This is a genomic window from Cellulomonas sp. IC4_254, from assembly GCF_011603975.1.
Lineage (GTDB): Bacteria > Actinomycetota > Actinomycetes > Actinomycetales > Cellulomonadaceae > Cellulomonas.
Genome location: NZ_JAANNB010000058.1, coordinates 1 through 18618 on the forward strand (window position 1 = coordinate 1; position 18618 = coordinate 18618).

Annotated in this window: 15 protein-coding genes; 9 read left to right on the forward strand and 6 right to left on the reverse strand. The window is 76.4% G+C overall.

The features are described from left to right. Nucleotides 1-120: 120 nt before the first annotated feature. Nucleotides 121-492 (reverse strand): TfoX/Sxy family protein, encoded by a 372-nt coding sequence (locus G6556_RS07910; RefSeq protein ID WP_166940151.1) that lies wholly within the window; start codon nt 490-492, stop codon nt 121-123. A gap of 212 nt (nt 493-704) precedes the next feature. Between G6556_RS07910 and G6556_RS07915 the strand changes: the two genes are divergently transcribed. The 6 genes from G6556_RS07915 to G6556_RS07940 all read left to right on the forward strand — a co-directional run bounded on the left by G6556_RS07915 (nt 705) and on the right by G6556_RS07940 (nt 7576). After that, nucleotides 705-2438 carry an ABC transporter ATP-binding protein gene (locus G6556_RS07915; RefSeq protein ID WP_166940153.1) on the forward strand — a complete coding sequence of 578 codons (1734 nt, stop codon included), beginning with the start codon at nt 705-707 and terminating at the stop codon, nt 2436-2438. Then, nucleotides 2435-4444: an ABC transporter ATP-binding protein gene (locus tag G6556_RS07920; protein ID WP_166940155.1), complete on the forward strand. Its 2010-nt coding sequence runs from the start codon at nt 2435-2437 to the stop codon at nt 4442-4444. The genes G6556_RS07915 and G6556_RS07920 overlap by 4 nt, the downstream gene beginning before the upstream one ends. A gap of 146 nt (nt 4445-4590) precedes the next feature. Beyond that, nucleotides 4591-4893: a hypothetical protein gene (locus G6556_RS07925; protein WP_166940157.1), complete on the forward strand. Its 303-nt coding sequence runs from the start codon at nt 4591-4593 to the stop codon at nt 4891-4893. A gap of 113 nt (nt 4894-5006) precedes the next feature. Beyond that, complete coding sequence (locus G6556_RS07930) at nt 5007-5525, forward strand: hypothetical protein (protein WP_166940159.1); 519 nt, start codon at nt 5007-5009, stop codon at nt 5523-5525. Between the two features lie 30 nt (nt 5526-5555). Continuing rightward, nucleotides 5556-6947, forward strand: a complete 1392-nt coding sequence (locus G6556_RS20180; RefSeq protein WP_166940161.1) for a histidine kinase — start codon at nt 5556-5558, stop codon at nt 6945-6947. Continuing rightward, nucleotides 6944-7576, forward strand: coding sequence for a response regulator transcription factor (locus G6556_RS07940; protein ID WP_166940163.1), 633 nt, complete (start codon nt 6944-6946; stop codon nt 7574-7576). Before G6556_RS20180 ends, G6556_RS07940 begins: the two co-directional genes overlap by 4 nt. A 104-nt stretch (nt 7577-7680) precedes the next feature. Here G6556_RS07940 and G6556_RS07945 read toward each other — a convergent pair whose 3' ends face one another. The 3 genes from G6556_RS07945 to G6556_RS07955 form a co-directional block, all read right to left on the reverse strand. Further along, nucleotides 7681-8991 carry an MFS transporter gene (locus tag G6556_RS07945; protein ID WP_166940165.1) on the reverse strand — a complete coding sequence of 437 codons (1311 nt, stop codon included), beginning with the start codon at nt 8989-8991 and terminating at the stop codon, nt 7681-7683. Beyond that, the gene (locus G6556_RS07950; RefSeq protein WP_166940167.1) at nt 8988-9587 is read right to left on the reverse strand and encodes a helix-turn-helix domain-containing protein; all 600 of its coding nucleotides are present in this window, start codon (nt 9585-9587) and stop codon (nt 8988-8990) included. The genes G6556_RS07945 and G6556_RS07950 overlap by 4 nt, the downstream gene beginning before the upstream one ends. Nucleotides 9588-9654: 67 nt before the next feature. Next, nucleotides 9655-10407: a VOC family protein gene (locus G6556_RS07955; RefSeq protein WP_166940169.1), complete on the reverse strand. Its 753-nt coding sequence runs from the start codon at nt 10405-10407 to the stop codon at nt 9655-9657. 85 nt (nt 10408-10492) lie between these two features. Here G6556_RS07955 and G6556_RS07960 point away from each other — a divergent pair, with 85 nt between their 5' ends. Continuing rightward, nucleotides 10493-14170: an ABC transporter ATP-binding protein gene (locus tag G6556_RS07960; RefSeq protein ID WP_166940171.1), complete on the forward strand. Its 3678-nt coding sequence runs from the start codon at nt 10493-10495 to the stop codon at nt 14168-14170. Nucleotides 14171-14672: 502 nt separating this feature from the next. Here G6556_RS07960 and G6556_RS07965 read toward each other — a convergent pair. Both G6556_RS07965 and G6556_RS07970 read right to left on the reverse strand, forming a co-directional pair. Next, nucleotides 14673-15173, reverse strand: coding sequence for a glutathione peroxidase (locus G6556_RS07965; protein ID WP_166940173.1), 501 nt, complete (start codon nt 15171-15173; stop codon nt 14673-14675). Between the two features lie 31 nt (nt 15174-15204). Further along, nucleotides 15205-16398 (reverse strand): FAD-dependent oxidoreductase, encoded by a 1194-nt coding sequence (locus G6556_RS07970; protein WP_166940175.1) that lies wholly within the window; start codon nt 16396-16398, stop codon nt 15205-15207. A 163-nt stretch (nt 16399-16561) separates the two neighbouring features. Between G6556_RS07970 and G6556_RS07975 the strand changes: the two genes are divergently transcribed. Together G6556_RS07975 and G6556_RS07980 are read left to right on the forward strand one after the other, a co-directional pair. Next, complete coding sequence (locus G6556_RS07975; protein ID WP_205693183.1) at nt 16562-17491, forward strand: ABC transporter ATP-binding protein; 930 nt, start codon at nt 16562-16564, stop codon at nt 17489-17491. A 99-nt stretch (nt 17492-17590) separates the two neighbouring features. After that, nucleotides 17591-18586, forward strand: coding sequence for an iron-siderophore ABC transporter substrate-binding protein (locus G6556_RS07980; protein ID WP_166940177.1), 996 nt, complete (start codon nt 17591-17593; stop codon nt 18584-18586). Nucleotides 18587-18618 lie beyond the last annotated feature (32 nt).

Below are 18618 nucleotides of genomic sequence, written 5' to 3' on the forward strand. Positions count from 1 at the left end.
CCCGCCGCTCGAGATAGGGCCGCAGACGGTCCTACCTCGGCGCGGAGGCCCTATCTCGGCGAAGGATGGCGCACGGGGAGTCGTCGGGAGCGGGGTGGGAGCAGGCGCGGACCGGGCCGGTCAGCGGGTCGCGCGGCGGTCCGGGGCGGCCTCGCGGGCCAGGGCGAGCCAGGCGGCCAGGTCCGCGTCGTCCGCGACGGCCGCCGCGTCGACGGTCAGCCAGCCGCGGCCCATGGTCCGCCCGCCCATGCGGGACGGCGCCGCGCCCGGCCGGGCGGCGAGCTCGTCGTGCCGGTCGGACGCGACCCGCACGAGCAGGTCGCCGCTGCCGCGGGCGCTGGCGATCATCACGTCGCCGAGGAAGAACGAGACGCCGCCGAACAGGGGCCGGTCGGAGACGGGGGCGGGCTCGCCGGCGGCGGGAGCGTCCGGGGCGGCGAGCACCGCGCGGACCCGGGCGGCGAGGTCGGGCGAGCCGGTGACGTCGGCCATCGCGCACCTCCCCGGACGGCGCGCGGTCGGCGTTCCCGCCCGGGCCGACGGTACGACCGGCCGAGGAGCCGGGCAAGACCCGGTACGCGTCGCGCGGAAAAGGTGACGGTAGGTGTCGGTGGCTGTGCGTACCCTGTCGAAGCCGATCGCGGACGGACCCCCCGCCGCCCCGTGGTCGCGGACCTCGTCGCCCGCCGACCCCAGGAGATGACGTGCTCGCCCGTCTGCTGCTGCGCTACCTGCGCCCCTACCGCTGGCTGCTGCTCGGCGTGCTGGTGTTCCAGCTCTGCTCCGCGCTGGCCATGCTCTACCTGCCCAACCTGAACGCCCGCATCATCGACGAGGGGGTGGCGCAGGGGGACACCGGGTTCATCTGGCGCGCCGGCGGCTACATGCTCGTCGTGTCGCTGGGCCAGATCCTCGCCGCGATCGTCGCCACCTACTTCGCCGCGCGCGCCGCGATGCAGGTCGGCCGGGACCTGCGCGACGACGTCTACGGCCGGGTGAGCGGCTACTCGGAGCGGGAGATCTCCCGGTTCGGCGCCGGCTCCCTCATCACCCGCAACACGAACGACGTCCAGCAGGTCCAGATGCTCGCCATGATGGGCTCGACCATGCTGGTGAGCGCGCCGATGCTCGCGATCGGCGGCATCGTCATGGCGCTGCGCCAGGACGTCGGGCTGTCCTGGCTGATCGCCGTCTCCGTGCCGGTGCTGCTGCTCGTCGCGGGGCTGATCATCAGCCGGATGGTGCCGCTGTTCCGGTCGTTCCAGACCAAGCTCGACGCCGTCAACCGGATCATGCGCGAGCAGCTGACCGGCGTGCGCGTCGTCCGGGCGTTCGTCCGGGAGGACATCGAGAGCGAGCGGTTCCGCGGCGCGAACACCGACATCATGGTGGTCGGGCGCAAGATCGGGTCGTTGTTCGTCGTGCTGTTCCCGCTCGCGATGCTCGTGCTCAACGTGACCGTCGTGGGTGTGATCTGGTTCGGCGGCATCGAGGTGGACAACGGGAACGTGCAGGTCGGCACGCTCTTCGCGTTCATGCAGTACATCGGCCAGATCCTCATGGGCGTCCTCATGGCCACCTTCATGACGGTGATGATCCCGCGCGCCGCGGTGTCGGCGGAGCGGATCACCGAGGTGCTGGAGAGCGAGTCCACCCTGGCCGAGCCGGCCGAGCCGGTGCGCGGCACCCCGCGGCCGGGCGAGGTCGCGTTCGAGGACGTGACGTTCGCGTACCCCGAGGCCGAGCACCCGGTGCTCTCCGGGGTGTCGTTCACCGCCCGGCGGGGCCAGACCGTCGCCGTGATCGGGTCGACCGGCGCGGGCAAGACCACCCTGGTCTCGCTGATCCCGCGGCTGTTCGACACGACCGGCGGCGCCGTGCGCGTCGGCGGCGTGGACGTCCGCGACCGGGACGTCGAGGAGCTGTGGGCCGGCATCGGCCTGGTGCCGCAGCGGCCGTTCCTGTTCGCCGGCACGGTGGCGTCCAACCTGCGCCTCGGCCAGGAGGACGCCACGGACGCCGACCTGTGGCGCGCGCTCGAGATCGCGCAGGCCAGCGACTTCGTGCAGCAGATGGAGGGCGGCCTCGACGCCCGGATCGCGCAGGGCGGCACCAACGTGTCCGGCGGGCAGCGCCAGCGGCTGGCGATCGCGCGCGCCCTGGTGCGCCGCCCCCCGGTCCTGGTGTTCGACGACTCGTTCTCCGCGCTCGACCTCGCCACTGACGCCCGGCTCCGGCAGGCGCTGTGGCGCGAGCTGCCGGAGGTCACCAAGATCGTCGTCGCCCAGCGGGTGTCGACCGTGACCGGCGCGGACCAGATCCTCGTGCTCGAGGACGGCCGGGTCGCCGGCCTCGGCACGCACGACGAGCTGCTCGCGACCAACCAGACCTACCGCGAGATCGCGGAGTCCCAGCTCGCGGTGGAGGCCGGCGCATGAGCGACCAGAAGACGCGGACCAAGCCGGCCGAGCCGGAGCTGACCGAGGACGAGAAGCTCGAGATCGAGCTGGGGGAGCAGGCACGCCTCGCGTCCGACTCCTGGGACTCGGTCGCCCCGGGCAAGGCGGACAACTTCGGGCAGTCGTTCGGCCGGATGCTCGGCCTCCTGCGGCCGTACAGGTGGGCCCTGGTCGCGGTCGCGATCATGGGCGCGGCGGGCGTGACGCTCACCGTGCTCGCGCCGCGGGTGCTCGGCCGCGCGACCGACGCGGTGTTCACCGGCTTCATGTCCCGGCAGCTCCCCGCCGGTATCACGCAGGAGCAGGCCGTCGAGGGGCTGCGCGCCCAGGGCCAGGACCGGGTCGCGGACATGGTCGCGGCCGCGCGGGACCTGGTGCCGGGCGCCGGGATCGACTTCGACCTGCTCGGTCGGCTGCTGCTCACCGTGCTCGCGCTGTACGTCGCGGGCGCGCTGCTCATGTGGCTGCAGGGCTACATCATCAACGTGATCATGGTCCGGGCCATGTGGCGGCTGCGCGAGCAGGTCGAGGCCAAGATCAACCGGCTGCCGCTCGCCTACTTCGACAAGGTGCAGCGCGGCGAGCTCATCTCCCGCGTCACCAACGACATCGACAACATCACGCAGACGATGCAGCAGTCGCTGTCCACCGCGCTGACCTCGATCCTCACCGTGGTCGGCGTGCTGATCATGATGTTCTCGATCTCGTGGCAGCTGGCCCTGGTGGCGCTGGTGTCCATCCCGCTGATGGGCGTCATCTTCGGGGTCATCGGCCCGAAGTCGCAGCAGGCGTTCGGCACCCAGTGGCGCAAGGTCGGGCGGCTGAACGCGCGGGTCGAGGAGTCGTTCTCCGGCCACGCGCTGGTCAAGGTGTTCGGCCGCCGGCAGGACTTCGCGGACAAGTTCAAGGCGGAGAACGAGGAGCTGTACCGGGCCTCGTTCAAGGCGCAGTTCCTGTCCGGGATCATCTGGCCCGGCATGTCCTTCGTCAGCAACCTGACCTACGTCGGCATCGCGGTGCTCGGCGGCCTCATGGTCGCGAACGGCACGATGCTGCTCGGCAGCGTCCAGGCGTTCATCCAGTACACGCAGATGTTCACCCAGCCGCTGTCCGAGCTCGGCGGCATGGCCGCGGTGGTGCAGTCCGGCACGGCCTCGGCCGAGCGGGTGTTCCAGCTGCTCGACGAGGATGAGCAGAGCGAGGACGACCCGCAGGCGCCGGCCCCGGCCGAGGGCGACGGGACCATCGAGTTCGAGCACGTCGCGTTCTCGTACAGCCCCGACCAGCCGCTGATCGAGGACCTGTCGTTCACCGTCCGGCCCGGGCAGACCGTCGCGATCGTCGGCCCCACCGGCGCCGGCAAGACCACGCTGGTCAACCTGCTCATGCGGTTCTACGAGCTGGACGGCGGCCGGATCCTGGTGAACGGCCAGGACATCGCGACGCTGTCCCGGCACGACGCCCGCGCCCGCACCGGCATGGTGCTGCAGGACCCGTGGCTGTTCGCGGCGACCATCCGGGAGAACATCCGGTACGGCCGGCAGTCCGCGACCGACGAGGAGATCCTCGCCGCCGCGCAGGCGACCTACGTGGACCGGTTCGTGCACTCCCTGCCGCACGGGTACGACACCGTGCTGGAGGAGGACGCGGCCAACCTCTCGGCCGGGGAGAAGCAGCTGCTCACCATCGCGCGGGCGTTCGTCGCGCGGCCGTCGGTGCTCATCCTCGACGAGGCGACGTCCTCCGTCGACACCCGCACCGAGAAGCTGCTGCAGCGGGCGATGGCCTCGCTGCGGCAGGGGCGGACCTCGTTCGTCATCGCGCACCGGCTGTCGACCATCCGGGACGCCGACCTCATCCTCGTGATGGAGCACGGCGCGATCGTCGAGAAGGGCACGCACGACGAGCTCATCGCGTCCGGCGGTGCGTACCACCGGCTCTACCAGTCGCAGTTCGCCGGCGCCGTCGTGGGGGAGGACGCGTGACCGGTCCGGCCGCGGACGGTCCGGCCGCCGACGGTCGGGGCGGCGACGGTCGGGCTGCCGACGGTCGGGCTGCCGACGGTCCGGGCGGCGCGGTCGGGACGGCGGCGCCGCCCCGGCCCGCCCGGGCCCGCGGGCCGCTCGCCGCGGTGCCGACCGGGGTGCTCGCCGCGGTGACCCTCGTGGTCGCGTTCGCCGTCGCGCAGGTCACCGGGGTGCGGGCGCTCGGCGGGGCCGTCCTGGTGCTCGGCGTGGTGTGGTGCGCCTGGCGGTCCTGGTCCGCCGGTGCCGGGCGCGTGGTCGCGGTCGTCGTGCTCGGTGCGGTCTGCTTCGCCGGGTCGCACGTGCTCGCGCCGGCGCTCGGCCCGTGGCCGGCGGTCCTGCTCGTCGCGGCGGTGCTGGGCGCGGGGGCGTGGTCCCTCGTGGACCGCCGCGGGGTGGCGGCGCGCTGACCAGCGTGGGGACCCGGCGCGAGGGGTACTAGTACCAACGTCCGATCGCGCGGCAGACCTGCGGCGCGGGAGAACTGACTCGTCGGATCCACCCCACCACCCGAGGAGTCCCCGTGAAGCGCACCCTGGTCTTCACCGCCGCCGCCGCGCTGGCGATCGTGCCGGCCGTCGTCGGCCTCACCGCCAACCCGAGCCTGAGCCGCGAGGTGCCGGTCTCGGTGCCCAGCCAGGCGCCCACCGCCGACGACCGCGGCGGTGCGACCGACCGCGACCTGCGCACCGAGGCCGGCGACGACCGCCGCGCCAACGGCACCGGCGCCACCACGTCCCCGTCGGACGACGCGACGCCCTCGTCGTCGCCCGCCGCCGTGCCGGACGACCACGGCGGCCGCACCGACCGCGACGACCGGTTCGAGCCGGGCGACGACCGCCGCGTGAACGGCACCGCCCCTGTCGCCCCAGCAGCTCCCGTGGCGCCCGCCGTGCCGGCCGCGCCCGCCGCGCCCGCGGACGACTCCGGCCACCACGCGTCGGGGTCGGACGACTCCGGGCACCACGGGTCGGACGACTCGCACACCTCGGGCGGCGACGACGACGGCGGCCGCCACGGCGGCCACGGCAGTGACGACTGACCGGTGCCCGCAGCACCTAGGGTGGCGCCTGTGCAGACGCCCGCGCCCGCGGCTGAGGACGGCCGAGTCGTCCTCAGCCGCGGCGCGCCGCCCGCCGCCTCGGTCGCACCGGTCCGCACGTGGCGGGTGCTCCTCCAGGTCGGTGCGGCGGCGGCGGTCGTGCTCGTGCTGGTCGCCGTGCTCGGCCTGAGCGCGAGCCGGCGGATCGCCGAGCAGGAGTCGGTGAACGACGCCGCCCGCAGCACCGACCTGCTGGCCGACGCCGTGGTGCAGCCCGCGCTGACCGACGGCGTCGTGACCGGCGCCCCGGAGGCCCTCGCGGCGCTGGACGAGGTGGTCCGGGACCGCGTCCTCGGCGACGCGGTCGTCCGGGTGAAGCTCTGGGATGCCGACGGCCGGATCGTCTACTCGGACGAGCCGCGGCTGATCGGCGACGAGTTCGGGCTCGGTGACGACGAGCGGGCGGTGCTGGCGGACCCGTCGACGCAGGCCGAGGTGAGCGACCTCGACGAGCCGGAGAACCGGTTCGAGCGGGACCAGGGCCGGCTGCTCGAGGTCTACCGCCCCGTCTGGACGCCGGGCGGCACCGTCCTGCTGTTCGAGACCTACAGCCGGTACGACGTCGTCACCGAGCGCGCGGCCGCGGTGTGGCGGGGCTTCGCCGGGATCACGGTGACCAGCCTGCTGCTGCTCGTGGTGCTGCTGCTGCCGGTGCTGTGGACGCTGCTCGACCGGCTGCGGCGCGCGCAGGACCAGCGCGAGCGGCTGCTGCGCAGCGCGGTCGACGCGTCCGACGCCGAGCGTCGCCGGATCGCGGCCACCCTGCACGACGGCGTGGTGCAGGAGCTGGCGGCGTCGTCGTTCGCGCTCGCCGGTGCCGCCGAGCGCGCCGAGCGGGCGGGGGCGGCGGACGTCGCCGCCGACGTGCGGGCGGCCAGCGGGACCGTCCGGACGTCGATCCGCGGCCTGCGGTCGCTGCTCGTCGACATCTACCCGCCGAGCCTGCGGACCGCCGGGCTCGGCGCCGCGCTGGCCGACCTCGCCGGCGGGCTCGCGGCCCGCGGGGTGCGCGTGACGGTGGACGCGCCAGAGGACGCCCTGGCGGGGGTCGGCGTCGACGCGCAGCAGCTCGTGTACCGGGTCGCGCAGGAGACGGTGCGGAACGCGGTCGCGCACGCGGGCGCCGACGAGGTGCGGGTGACCCTGGCGCGCGCCGGTGGGCTGCTGGTGCTGGAGGTCGCCGACGACGGCGCGGGCTTCGACGCCGCCGCCGCGTTGGCGAGCCCGCCCGAGGGGCACCTGGGTCTGCGCGTGCTCGGCGACCTCGCCGCCGCGGCGGGCGCGGACCTGTCGGTCGCCACCGCGCCCGGTGCGGGCACGCGCTGGCGGCTCGCGGTCGACCCCGACGTGGAGGTGCGATGACCGAGGACATCACGGTCCTGCTGGCCGACGACCACCACCTGGTGCGCTCGGGGCTCGCCGGGCTGGTCGACGCGGCGGACGGGATGCGGGTGGTCGGGCAGGCCGCCGACGGCGCCGCGGCCGTCGCGCTGGCGGCCGACCTCGCCCCGGACGTGATCCTGATGGACCTGTCGATGCCGGGGACCGACGGCGTCGAGGCGACCCGCGAGGTGCTGCGGCAGCGGCCCGGGACCCGGGTCGTCGTGCTGACGTCGTTCTCCGACCACGACCGGGTGTCCGCCGCGGTCTCCGCCGGCGCCGTCGGCTACCTGCTCAAGGACTGCGAGCCGGAGGAGCTCGTGGCCGCCGTGCGGTCGGCCGCGCAGGGCTACTCGCCGCTGGACCCCCGGGTGGCGGGCGCGCTGCTGCCCTCCGCGGCGGCGCCGCGGCCCGCCGACCGGCTGAGCGCCCGCGAGCGCGACGTGCTCCGGCTGCTCGCGAAGGGGCTGGCGAACAAGCAGATCGGGCGCGAGCTCGGCATCGCGGAGCGGACGGTCAAGGTGCACGTCGGCCACGTCTTCCGGCTGCTCGGCGTGGCGGACCGGACCAGCGCCGCCCTCTGGGCGCGCGAGCACCTCCCGGAGTCCTGAGCGAGCGGCGCCCGTCGGGCGCCCGCGACCCACTCCCCACCCGATTGTCGCGGGACCACCGGATCGGTCGGACGGCTGCGCGACGATCCGGTGGGGACGGGGCGTCAGCCCGCCGCGGGCACCCGCCGGGCCGTCGCCGCCAGCAGCGCCGAGCCGAGCAGCCCCGCCGCGCAGACGAGCACGACGACCCGGTGGTCCACGGCGTCCACCACGGCCGCCGCCGCGACGGCGAGCGCGAGCTGCGGCGCGTTCAGCAGCAGCGCGCCCGCCGACTGCACCCGGCCCTGCAGGGTCGGCGGCGTGCGCACCTGCCGCTCGGTGACGAACGCGACGACGGCCCAGGTCACCCCCGCGCCGAGCGCGCCCAGCCCGAGCGCCACACCGACCAGGCTCGACCCCGCGAGCGGCACGACCCCAGCGGCGGCGACCAGCAGCGCCACCGCGACGAGCCGGGTGGCGCCCCACCGGGCGATCAGCCGGTCGGCGGTCAGCCCGGCGACGACCGCGGTGACGGCCTGGGCGCTGGTCAGCGGGCCGAGCGCCTCGGGCGGCAGGCCCAGGCCACGGTCGACGATCGCGAACGCGACGCCGTTGATCGCGCCGGTCACGCCGAACCCGATGCCGAGCGTCACGGCGAGCCGGCCGAGCGGCGGGGTGCGCCGCAGGTGCCGGAACCCCGCGGTCACGGCGCGCGCGAACGGCTCGTGGCCGGGATCGGGCGGCGTCTCCCGGACCCGCAGCCGGGCGGCGAGCACCGCCGACGCCGCGAACGCCGCCACCGCGACGACCACGAGCGGCCGCGGCCCGGCCGCCGCGTAGACGACGGCCCCGGCCACCGGCATCGCCAGCCGGAACGACTGGTCGATCGCGGTGAGGCGGCCGTTCGCGGGCGCGAGCGCCCCGTCCGGCAGCAGGTCGCGCAGCAGGCCGGACTGCGCCGCGCCGGTCGTGTAGCCGACGGTGGCGTAGACGACCGTCACGCCGAGGACCACCCACGCCCCGGCCGGCCCCCGGACCGGGAGCAGCGCCAGCAGCGCCGCGGCGCCGACCGCGTAGGCGACGACGAGCACCCGCCGCCGGGAGACCCGGTCGACCAGGTGGCCGATCAGCGGGGTGGCGAGCGCCGGGAGCCCGAAGGCGGCGAGCGTCAGGCCGGCGGCGGCGTCCGAGCCGGTGAGGTCCTTGACCCAGACGGCGAGGATGAGGGCGAGGAGCGAGTCCGCGAGGTTCGCGGCGACCCACACGGCCGTGAGCAGCCGGAAGGCGGGGGAGCGCAGCGCGGCGCGTGGGTCGGGCGACGGCGGGCCGGCGACGTCGGTGTCGGCGTCGGGGTCGGCGTCGGCCGGGGCGTCCGGCCCGGCCCGCCCCGGTGTGCCCGGCGCGACGCTCCACCCCGGCCCGTCGTCCGGGGTCACGGCTCCGGCTCCGCGCTGACCGCCCCGAAGAACCGGGCGTGCCGGGCGCCGGGCGGACGCAGCGCCGGGTCGTCGGAGCGGCCGGCGAACCGGTCCGTCAACCGCGCGACCTCCGCGGACAGCGCCCGCAGCTCCTCGCTGGTCGCCCAGAACGACGACGAGTGCAGGCCCGACGCGAGCAGCCACTCGTCCGCCTCGCGCGGCGCCGCGTCCAGCCACCGGTGCAGGCGGTCGGCCTCCTTGTCCACGGTCAGCCGCGCGACCTCGGCGACGGCGCGGAGCGACCCCGGCAGCGCGGGGTCGTACCGGCTCGGCCGCTCGCGGACGGACCGCCAGGGCCGCTCACGCCCGCGCGGCGGGGCGGCCTCGAGGTAGCCGTGCCGCGCGAGCGTGTGCAGGTGGAACGAGCAGCTCGCGACCGACTCGCCGGTGCGCGCCGCGCACTGGGTCGCGGTCAGGTCGCCCTCGGCGTCGAGCAGGTCGAGCAGCCGCAGCCGGAGCGGGTGGGCCAGCGCCCGGATCCGCGCGGGGTCGGACTCGGCGCGTGGTGCGGTGGCGGCGGGCTGGGTGTCGCCGGCGGGCGCGGAGGGGTCCATCCGGGAAGCGTAGGAGGATCAAGGAGTCTTGATCAAGAACCCTTGAGGATTCGCCGGTCGGCGCACCTCAGGGCAGGCCGCCCGTCGCCGGGTCGCGGTCCGTCAGGCAGTACCGGCGTCCTGCCGGGTCCCGCAGCACGGTCCACCGCTCCCGGACCGCCTCGACCTGCGCGCCGAGCGCGACGTGCCGGTCGGTCTCGGCGCCCCGGTCGGAGCAGGCGAGGTCCAGGTGCGCGCGCACGGGCCCGTCGGGCTCGTCGAGGCGCTGGAGCAGCAGCCGCAGCGGTAGGCCGTCCGGACGACGCAGCGGGACGAGCGCCGCGCCGGGGGCGGTCGGCTGCTCGGGCCAGCCGGTGAGCTCCGCCCAGAACCGCCGCTCCGCGTCCCAGCGGTCCGCGGGCACGTCGACGGCGAGCTGGTCGACGAGGCTGGTGTACGTGCCGCCCTCCGGGTGCGGCCAGGTGACCGGGGCCGGGCGGCGCGCCGGGTACGCGTCGACGAAGCAGAACGCGAGCCCGCCCGGCGACGTCAGGACGACGTGGTCCGACGCGGCGACCTCGCGGGCGCCGAGCAGCACCGCGGCGTCCGCGGCGGCGCGGGTGTCCGGCACGTGCAGGTCGAGGTGCACGCCGCCGGGCCCCGACCGCACCCGCTGCGCTCGGAGGTACCCGTCGCCGTCGGCCGGCACCAGGGTCACGAACTCGTCGTCGGGCCCCCGGAAGGGCGACAGCGTGGACGCGGTGGCCGCCTGCCAGAAGGCGAGGGTGCGGTCCCAGTCGGCCGCCGTCGAGTCGAGGAAGGCCGTGGCCCACGTGATCATGCCGCGACCGTAGCGGCGGCCACCCGTCGCCGGGACCCGAAATGCGCTTCGGGCTGTGGGTGGGGGGCCCTAGGGTCGACGGACGATGCTCGGAACCACCACCGCCCCGCCCTCGGTCGACGCCAGCGCCGACCGGGCCGCGCGCACGCCCGCCGACCCCGCCCGCCGTCTCGACTGGCGGCGCCTGCGCGGCCCTGTCGCCGGCGTCGCGCTGGTCGCGCTGACCATCGCGTCGGTCGGCGCCGCGCTCGGCACCGTCGTCGCCGGCGACCTCGCGGAGGAGCCGACGGCCGCCGGGCTGTGGCTGCTCGCGGCGTGCCTCGTGGGTGCGGCGCTGGTGGACACGGTCGGTCAGGTCGCGTGGGCCGGGGTGGTCGACCGCGCCGAGGGCCGGCTCCGCGGGGACCTGCTGAGCGCGGCCCTGCACCAGCCGCTCGGCACGCTCACGGAGCAGGCCGTCGGCGAGGTGCTGGACCGGGTGGACGACGACACGCACGCGGTGGGCACCCTCGTGCGCCGGCAGGTCTGGGGCCTGGGCCGCACCGTCGTCGGCTGCGTGCCGCTGTGGATCGTCGGCGGGCTGACCTGGTGGCCCGCGTGGGTGCTGTTCCCGCTGCTCGGCGGCGTGACCGTGCTGGTCGTGCGGCCGTCGCTGGGCGAGATCGCGCGCCGGAAGGTCGTCGAGGAGCGCGCGTGGACCGATAACGCGGCCGCGTTCGAGGAGGCCGTCGCCGCCCGCGACGACCTGCGCACCAGCCGCGGGCAGGCGTTCGCGGTGCGGCGGCTCGCCGAGGCGTCCGCCCGCGTGCACCGGATGCTCGACCGGGTGCTCGCCGTCGAGACCCGGATGACCGCCCAGGCGGGGACGCTGCTGCACGCGCTGCTGGCCGGCGTCGTGGTCGCGGGCGTGGTGCTCGCCGGTGCGGGCGACCTCACCGTGGCGCAGCTCGTGACGCTGTTCCTCGTCACCGCGTCGTTCGTCGGGCAGTTCGACCAGCTCGCGCGGCACCTCCCCGACGTCCAGGAGGGCATCGGCGCGATCGTCCGCATCCGCGAGCTGCTCGACACCGAGCCCGAGCCGACCGGCGGCCGCGGGGTGCCCGGCGGTCCACTCGACCTCGAGCTGCGCGACCTGCACTTCTCGTACGCCGAGGGCACGTTCGCGCTGCGCGGGGTCGACCTGCGGGTGCCCGCCGGGCAGACCGTCGCGCTGGTCGGCCGGACGGGGTCGGGCAAGTCGACGCTCGCGTCGCTGCTGTCCCGCGCGGTCGAGCCGGAGCCAGGGTCGGTGCTGCTCGGCGGGGTCGACGTGCGGGACGTCGACCTCCAGGCGCTGCGCGCGGCCGTCGGGGTCGTCACCCAGCGCACCGAGATCCTCGCCGGGACGCTCGCCGAGAACATCGCGCTGTTCGCGGACGTGCCGCGCGCCGACGTCGAGGGCGCCGTGCGCGAGCTGCGGCTCACCGACTGGGTCGCGGGCCTGCCCGACGGCCTCGACACGCTGCTCGGGCCCGGCGGCACCTCGCTGTCCGCGGGGGAGGAGCAGCTGGTCGCGTTCGCCCGGCTGCTGGTCCGGGACGTGCAGGTCGTCGTGCTCGACGAGGCGACCGCGCGGATGGACCCGCTGACCGAGGCGCGGGTCGTCGCCGCGTCCGAGCGGCTGCTCGGCGGGCGGACCGGGGTGCTCGTGGCGCACCGGCTCGGCACCGTCGAGCGGGCCGACCAGGTCGTCGTCCTCGACCACGGCCGCGTCGTGCAGCAGGGCGCCCGGGAGGCGCTGGCGCGCGACGCCGGCCCGTTCCGGACGCTGCTCGAGGCCAGCCGGGCGGAGGGGCACGCGGGGATGCTCGACGCCGACGCCGACGCTGACGCCGACGCCCGGGCCGGCGCCGACGCCCGGGCCGTCGGGGACGCGCGGGCCGTCGGGGACGCGCGGGCCGTCGGGGACGCCGCCGCCGAGCCCGAGGCCGCGGCCGACGCCCCGGACGCGGCCGGTGCCGAGCCGGGCCCGAACCGGGGCGCGGCCGAGGTCGGCGCGCGGCGGCGCACCGGTCCGGCACCCGTGCTCCGCGACCCCGGGACCGGCCCGAGCCTGGCGCGCGGGATCGCGCACGCGCTCGTGGTCAAGCCCCGGTGGGGCCTGCTCGGCGGTCTGCTGTTCCTGCTGTCCAGCCTGTTCGCCGCGCAGGGCGCCGTCACCGGCTACCTGTGGGGGCACACCGTCGAGGGCCTGCGGGCCGGCGAGCCGACGACCGGCCTCGTCGTGGCCCTGGCTGTGACCCTGCTGCTCGTGGCGCCGTGCGGCTCGCTCGCGTTCCGGCTGTACCCGAAGTGGTGGATCGAGCTGCTGCTCCGGGTGCGGATGTCGGTCCTGGTGGGCCAGACCCGGCAGCACCGGCTGCGGCGCACCCCGCCGGGCGAGGTCGTGGCGCGGGCGCTCGACGCGGACCGGTTCGTCCGGTACGCCGACCGCTGGGTCGACCTCGTCAACGGCCTCGTGCTGGTCGCCGTCACCGCCGTGCTGAGCTGGTCGCTGCTGGCCGGCGCGGTGCTGCTCGCGGTGCTCGTCGTCAGCGCGGCGTGCGCCCTCGCCGGGCGCGGCGTCGCCGGGCGCTCGGCCACCCGGTCGGCCGCCGCGCGCGCCGGGTTCGGGCGGTCGCTGGTCTCGGCCCTGGACGCGGCCCGCACCGTCAAGCTCGCGGCCCGGACGCCGGAGGTGCACGCGCACCTGCGGCGCGTCGACGACGGCCGCGTCGAGGCCGCCGTGTTCGAGCACCGGGTGCAGGCCGTGCTCGACGGCGTGCCGATCATCATGGTGCAGGTCGGTGCGGTCGTGGCCTGGGGCGCCCTGCTCGCCGGGGTGTGGGACCTCGCGAGCACGCTGCTGGTCGCGGGGGCGGTCGCCGGGTTCAACTGGTTCGGCGTCGTCGCGGGTGCGGTCGTCACCGAGGCGCCCGGCACCCGGTCCTGGCAGCAGGCCACGGCGTCGTTCGCGGCGGGCGCGGACCTCGTGGCCGAGACGCCGGGCGTCGACCTGTCCGCGGGGTCTGCGCCGCTGCCCGGGCCCGACGACCGGGACCGGCTGGACACCCTGGAGCTCCGCGGCGTCGGGGCGGTGCACGACGACGGCACGATCGGCGTCGCCGGCGTGGACCTCACGATCGCGCGCGGCGAGCTCGTGCTGCTGCTCGGGCGGGTCGGCGCGGGCAAGTCGAGCCTGCTGTCCGCGCTCGCCGGGCTGATGGCGCACACGGGGCGGATCCGGTGGAACGGCACCGACGTCGCCGACGCCGAGGCGTTCCTGCGCCCGGGCCGGGTGGCGCACGTGGCTCAGGTGCCGCGGGTGCTGTCCGGGACGTTCGCCGACAACGTGCGGCTCGACCACCAGCGCGCCGTGGACGGGCCGCTCGACGCCGCGCGGATGACGGCGGACGTGGCGGAGGCCGGTGGGCCGGACGCGCTCGTGGGCCACCGCGGCGTGCGGCTCTCCGGCGGCCAGGTGCAGCGGCTGGCGCTCGCCCGGGCCCTGGCCACCGAGGCGGAGCTGCTGCTCGCCGACGACGTGTCCAGCGCGCTCGACGCGAGCACCGAGATCGAGCTGTGGTCCGCCCTGCGGGAGCGCGGCACGACCGTGGTCGGTGCCACGTCCAAGCGCGCGGCGCTCGCCCGCGCGGACCGGGTGGTCGTCCTGGAGGACGGCGCGGTCGCGGCGGTCGGCCCGTGGCGCGACCTCGCCCTGCGCTGGGGTCACCTGGCGGGCTGACGGCCGCGCGCGCCGGCGCGGTCCGACCCGGACCCGCGCCGTCCGACCTGGGCTGGCGCGGTCCGACCCGGGCCGCTCCGCGCCGCCTCGCGCTGCCTGGGGCGGCCCCGCGCTACTCGGCGCCGCCTCGCGCTGCGTGGGGCGGCCGCGCGCCGCCTCGCGCTGCGTGGGGCGGCCCCGCGCTACTCCGCGCCGCCTCGCGCTGCCGGGAGCGGCCCGGCGCCGCCTCGCGCCAGCGAGCGCAATCCCCGCCCATGCGGTCCCGACGCCCCGGACGGCTCGCGGGGCACGCCGAGATAGGGCCTCCCGACCGAGATAGGACCGCCTACGGTTCTATCTCGGACCGACGGTCCTATCTCGGCGCACGGGCGCACGGGCGCACAGGCCGCACGGGCGCACGGGGCGCACGGGCGCACGGGGCGCACGCGGCCCACGGGCCGCACGGGCCGCACGGGCGCACGGGCGGACGGGCACGGGGAGGCCGTGCCGCCCGGGGTGGCGGTCAGGCGTGCGGGGTGGGGTCCGGCAGCAGCTCCTCGATGGCGGCGACCACCTCCGGCGCGTCGGGCAGCACCCGCGGCCGGAACCGCCGCGCCCGGCCGTCCGGCGCGACGAGGAACTTCTCGAAGTTCCAGGTGATCCGCCCGGCCTTGCCCGTGTCGTCGGGGACCTCGTGCAGCGCCCGGTACAGCGGGTGCGCGTGCCGCCCGTTGACGGGGGTCTTCTCCAGCATCGGGAACGTCGCGCCCCAGGTGGCGGAGCAGTACTCGGCGATGGCCTCGGACGACCCGAGCTCCTGGAGGAACTGGTTGCTGGGCACGCCGACGACGGTGAACCCGCGCTGCCCGTAGGTGCGGTGCAGGGTCTCGAGCTGCTCGTACTGCGGCGCGAGCCCGCACCGGGAGGCCACGTTGACCACGAGGGCGACGCGCCCGTCGGTCAGCGCGCCGAAGGTGGTGTCCGCGCCGCGGAGGGTCCGGACCGGGATGTCGTCGATCTGCACGCGCTCACCCTGCCACCGGCGGGGCCGGCTGTCAGGAGACGCGGCCCTGGATGAGCTTGTGCCAGTAGATCAGCGGCTCCAGGTACCGGTCGAACAGGAGCAGGCTCGGGCGGGGCCGGGCCAGGTCGACCACCGGCAGCGAGGGCTCCGGCGTCCCGTGCCGGTCGAACTCGGCGAGGAGCAGCCGGCGCCGCGAGGTGGTCACGGGCGCCACCGAGTAGCCGTCGTACCGGTGCATGGCGCGGCCGGTGCGGCGCGCCTGGATGTTGTGCGCGACGACGGGCACCTGCTTGCGCAGCGCGCCGCCGGACGGCAGCGTGCCGACGGTCGCGGCGTCCCCGAGCCCCCAGACGCGGGGGTGGGTGACGTGCTGCAGGGTCTCCGGGTCGACGGCGACGAAGCCCTCGCTGTCGTCGGTGGCCAGGCCGCTCGCCGCGATCCAGGGGTACGCGCGGTGCGGGGGCGCGAGGTACAGCGCGTCGTACGCCAGCGACGACGCGCCGTCCGGTCCGTCGAGCGCGAGCGTCCGCCCCTCGGCGTCCACCGACCGCACGGTGGTCCCGGTGCGGACCCGCACGCCGTACGACGAGGCGGCCGCGCGCAGCCGCTGGTCGGCCTCGGCGTGCCGGACCAGGTGCGGCCCCTCGACCAGCAGCTCCACCTCGACGTTGTCGAGCACCCCGGCGCGCCGCCAGACGTCGACGGCGGCGAACAGCGGCTTGAGGCCGACGGGGGCGCAGGGCACGTGCCGGTCGGAGATCGCGAACACGGCGCGGGCCGAGCGGAGGGACGAGAGCATCGTCCAGGTCTTCTCGGCCTGCTCGGGCAGGTAGCTCGTGGCGGCGTGCGCGGTCGCCACCGCCTCGCGGGACCCGGGGACGGCGTCCCAGTCGACCTCGGACCCCGGGCACACGGCCAGGTCGCCGTAGCCGAGCTCGGTGCCGTCGGCCAGCACGACGACCGACCGGGCGGGGTCGACGGACGCGACGGTGCCCGCGTACCGCCGGACGCCCGACGGGACGACCTCGTCCTGGGGGCGGCGCAGGTCGGCGAGCGTGGCCGTCCCGGAGGCGACGTAGGACAGCAGCGGCCGGTAGTGGTGCACCGACCGGGGCTCGACCACCGCGACGTCGCGGCAGCCGTCGCGCCGCAGCCGCCCGGCGAGGGACAGTCCGGCGTTGCCGCCGCCGATGACCAGCACGTCGTGCCGCCGGGGACCGCTCATCAGTGCACCACGCTCCACGGGTCGGGAGGACCGGACCCGGCCACGCTAGGCGAGCGGACGCCGGCCCGCCCGGTGGGCGGAGCGCGCAGCCGGGGACGGCGCAGGGCCGCGTGGCGAGGCCACGGTGCGGACGCGGATGGACTTCTGAGGTAAGGCTTCGCTAATGTCCCGGTTCGTGCCCGTGAACCCCGCCGCGATGGCCGCCGCCGACGTCAGCATCGGCTACGGCGGCGCCCCAGTCGTCACCGGCGCCAGCGTCGAGCTGGCCGCGGGCCGGGTCACCGCGCTCGTCGGCCCCAACGGCTCGGGCAAGTCGACGCTGCTGCGCGGCATGGCCCGGCTGCAGCGGCTGTCCGCAGGCCGGGTCACGGTCGAGGACGGCGACGCCCACGCGCTGTCGGCCCGCGACTTCGCCCGCCGGGTCACGCTGCTCGCGCAGTCGCGGCCCACGCCCGCCGGCATCACGGTCCGGGACGCGGTCGAGTTCGGCCGGCACCCGCACCGGCAGGGCTGGCGGGGCACCGACCCCGAGGGCCGGGCCGCCGTGGACCGCGCGCTGGACCTCGCGGGGATCGCCGACCTCGCGGGTGACGACGTCGACGCGCTGTCCGGCGGCCAGGTGCAGCGGGTCTGGTTCGCCTCCGCGCTCGCGCAGGACACGGGCGTGCTGCTGCTGGACGAGCCGACCAACCACCTGGACCTGCGGTACCAGGTCGAGGTGCTGGAGCTGGTCCGCGAGCTCGCCGACGAGCACGGCGTCGCGGTCGGCGTGGTGCTGCACGACCTGGAGCAGGCGGCCGCGGTCGCCGACCGGGTGCTCGTGCTGCACGGCGGCCGCGTGGTCGCCGACGGCGCACCCGAGCAGGCGATGACGTCGGCGCTGCTCAGCGAGGTCTACGACATCGACATCGTGGTGCGGACCGACGCGGGCACCGGGCACGTCGCGGTGCACGCGCCGCGGCTGCTGCTGCGCCGCGCGGGCGCCCGGGGCGCCCGGGGTGCTCACGACGGCGGCAGCCGCCCGGCCACCCGCGCGGACGAACCCGCGGACGCGCCGGCCGACGCCCCGCACCCCGCCCCCGTCGGCGCCTGACGCGCCGCTCCCGACCCCTTCCACTCCACCCGCCGCGTCTTCCCGCGGCCAGGGCGCGACGCGCGGGCGCCCACCCCTCCCGCGCAGACACGAGGAACGATGACCACCCGACGCACGCTCACGGCGCTCGTCGCCGTCGGCGCGCTGGCCGCGCTGGCGGCCTGCGGCACCACCGACGAGCCGGCGGCCGGCACCACGAGCCCGGCCGCCGCGGGCGGCCCGGTCTCCATCACGGACGACCGCGGCGAGACCGTCGAGCTCGACGCGCCCGCGACCCGGGTCGTGTCGCTGGAGTGGATGCAGACCGAGATGCTGACCTCGCTCGGCGTCACCCCGGTCGGCGCGGCGGACGTCGCGGGCTACACCTCCTGGGTCGGCGCCGTCGTGCCGCTCGAGGGCGAGCCCGAGGACGTCGGCACCCGCGGCGAGCCGTCGGTCGAGGCGGTCGCCGGCCTGGAGCCGGACCTCATCATCGGCGTGACGTCCTCGATCCCGGAGGGCGCCCTGGAGCAGTTCGAGCGGATCGCGCCGGTCGCGCTGTTCGACGGCGCCGACGCGGCCGACCCGCTGGGCTACGTCGAGGACACGTTCCGCAGCGTGGCGACGCTGGTCGGCGCGGAGGACGCGGCCGAGGAGGTCATCACCGACACCGAGACCCGCATCGCGGACAACGCCCAGCAGATCGCGGACGCCGGCCTGGAGGGCACGCCGGTCGTGTTCGCCTCGCCGTACGCCGAGGGCGCGAACGTCACGGTCCGCATGCACGGCCCGCGCTCCGCGTTCCAGGCCGTGGCCACCGAGATGGGCCTCGGCTCGGCGACGGAGGACCCGGGCGACGACGCGTACGGCCTGTCCTACGTCGACGTCGAGGGCCTGACCGCGCTGCCCGCCGAGACCCGGTTCCTGTACTGGGGCAACGACGACGAGGACGACGTCGTCGAGACCGTGCTCGCGAGCAACCCGGTCTGGCAGTCGCTGCCCTTCGTGCAGCAGGGCCACGTGCACCGCGCCGGCGTCGGCATCTGGGCCTACGGCGGCCCGGAGTCGCTGGCGGGCTGGTCTGACGACCTGGTCGCACAGCTGACCGCCGAGTGACCCGCGCCGCGCACCGCTAGAAGGACACCGTG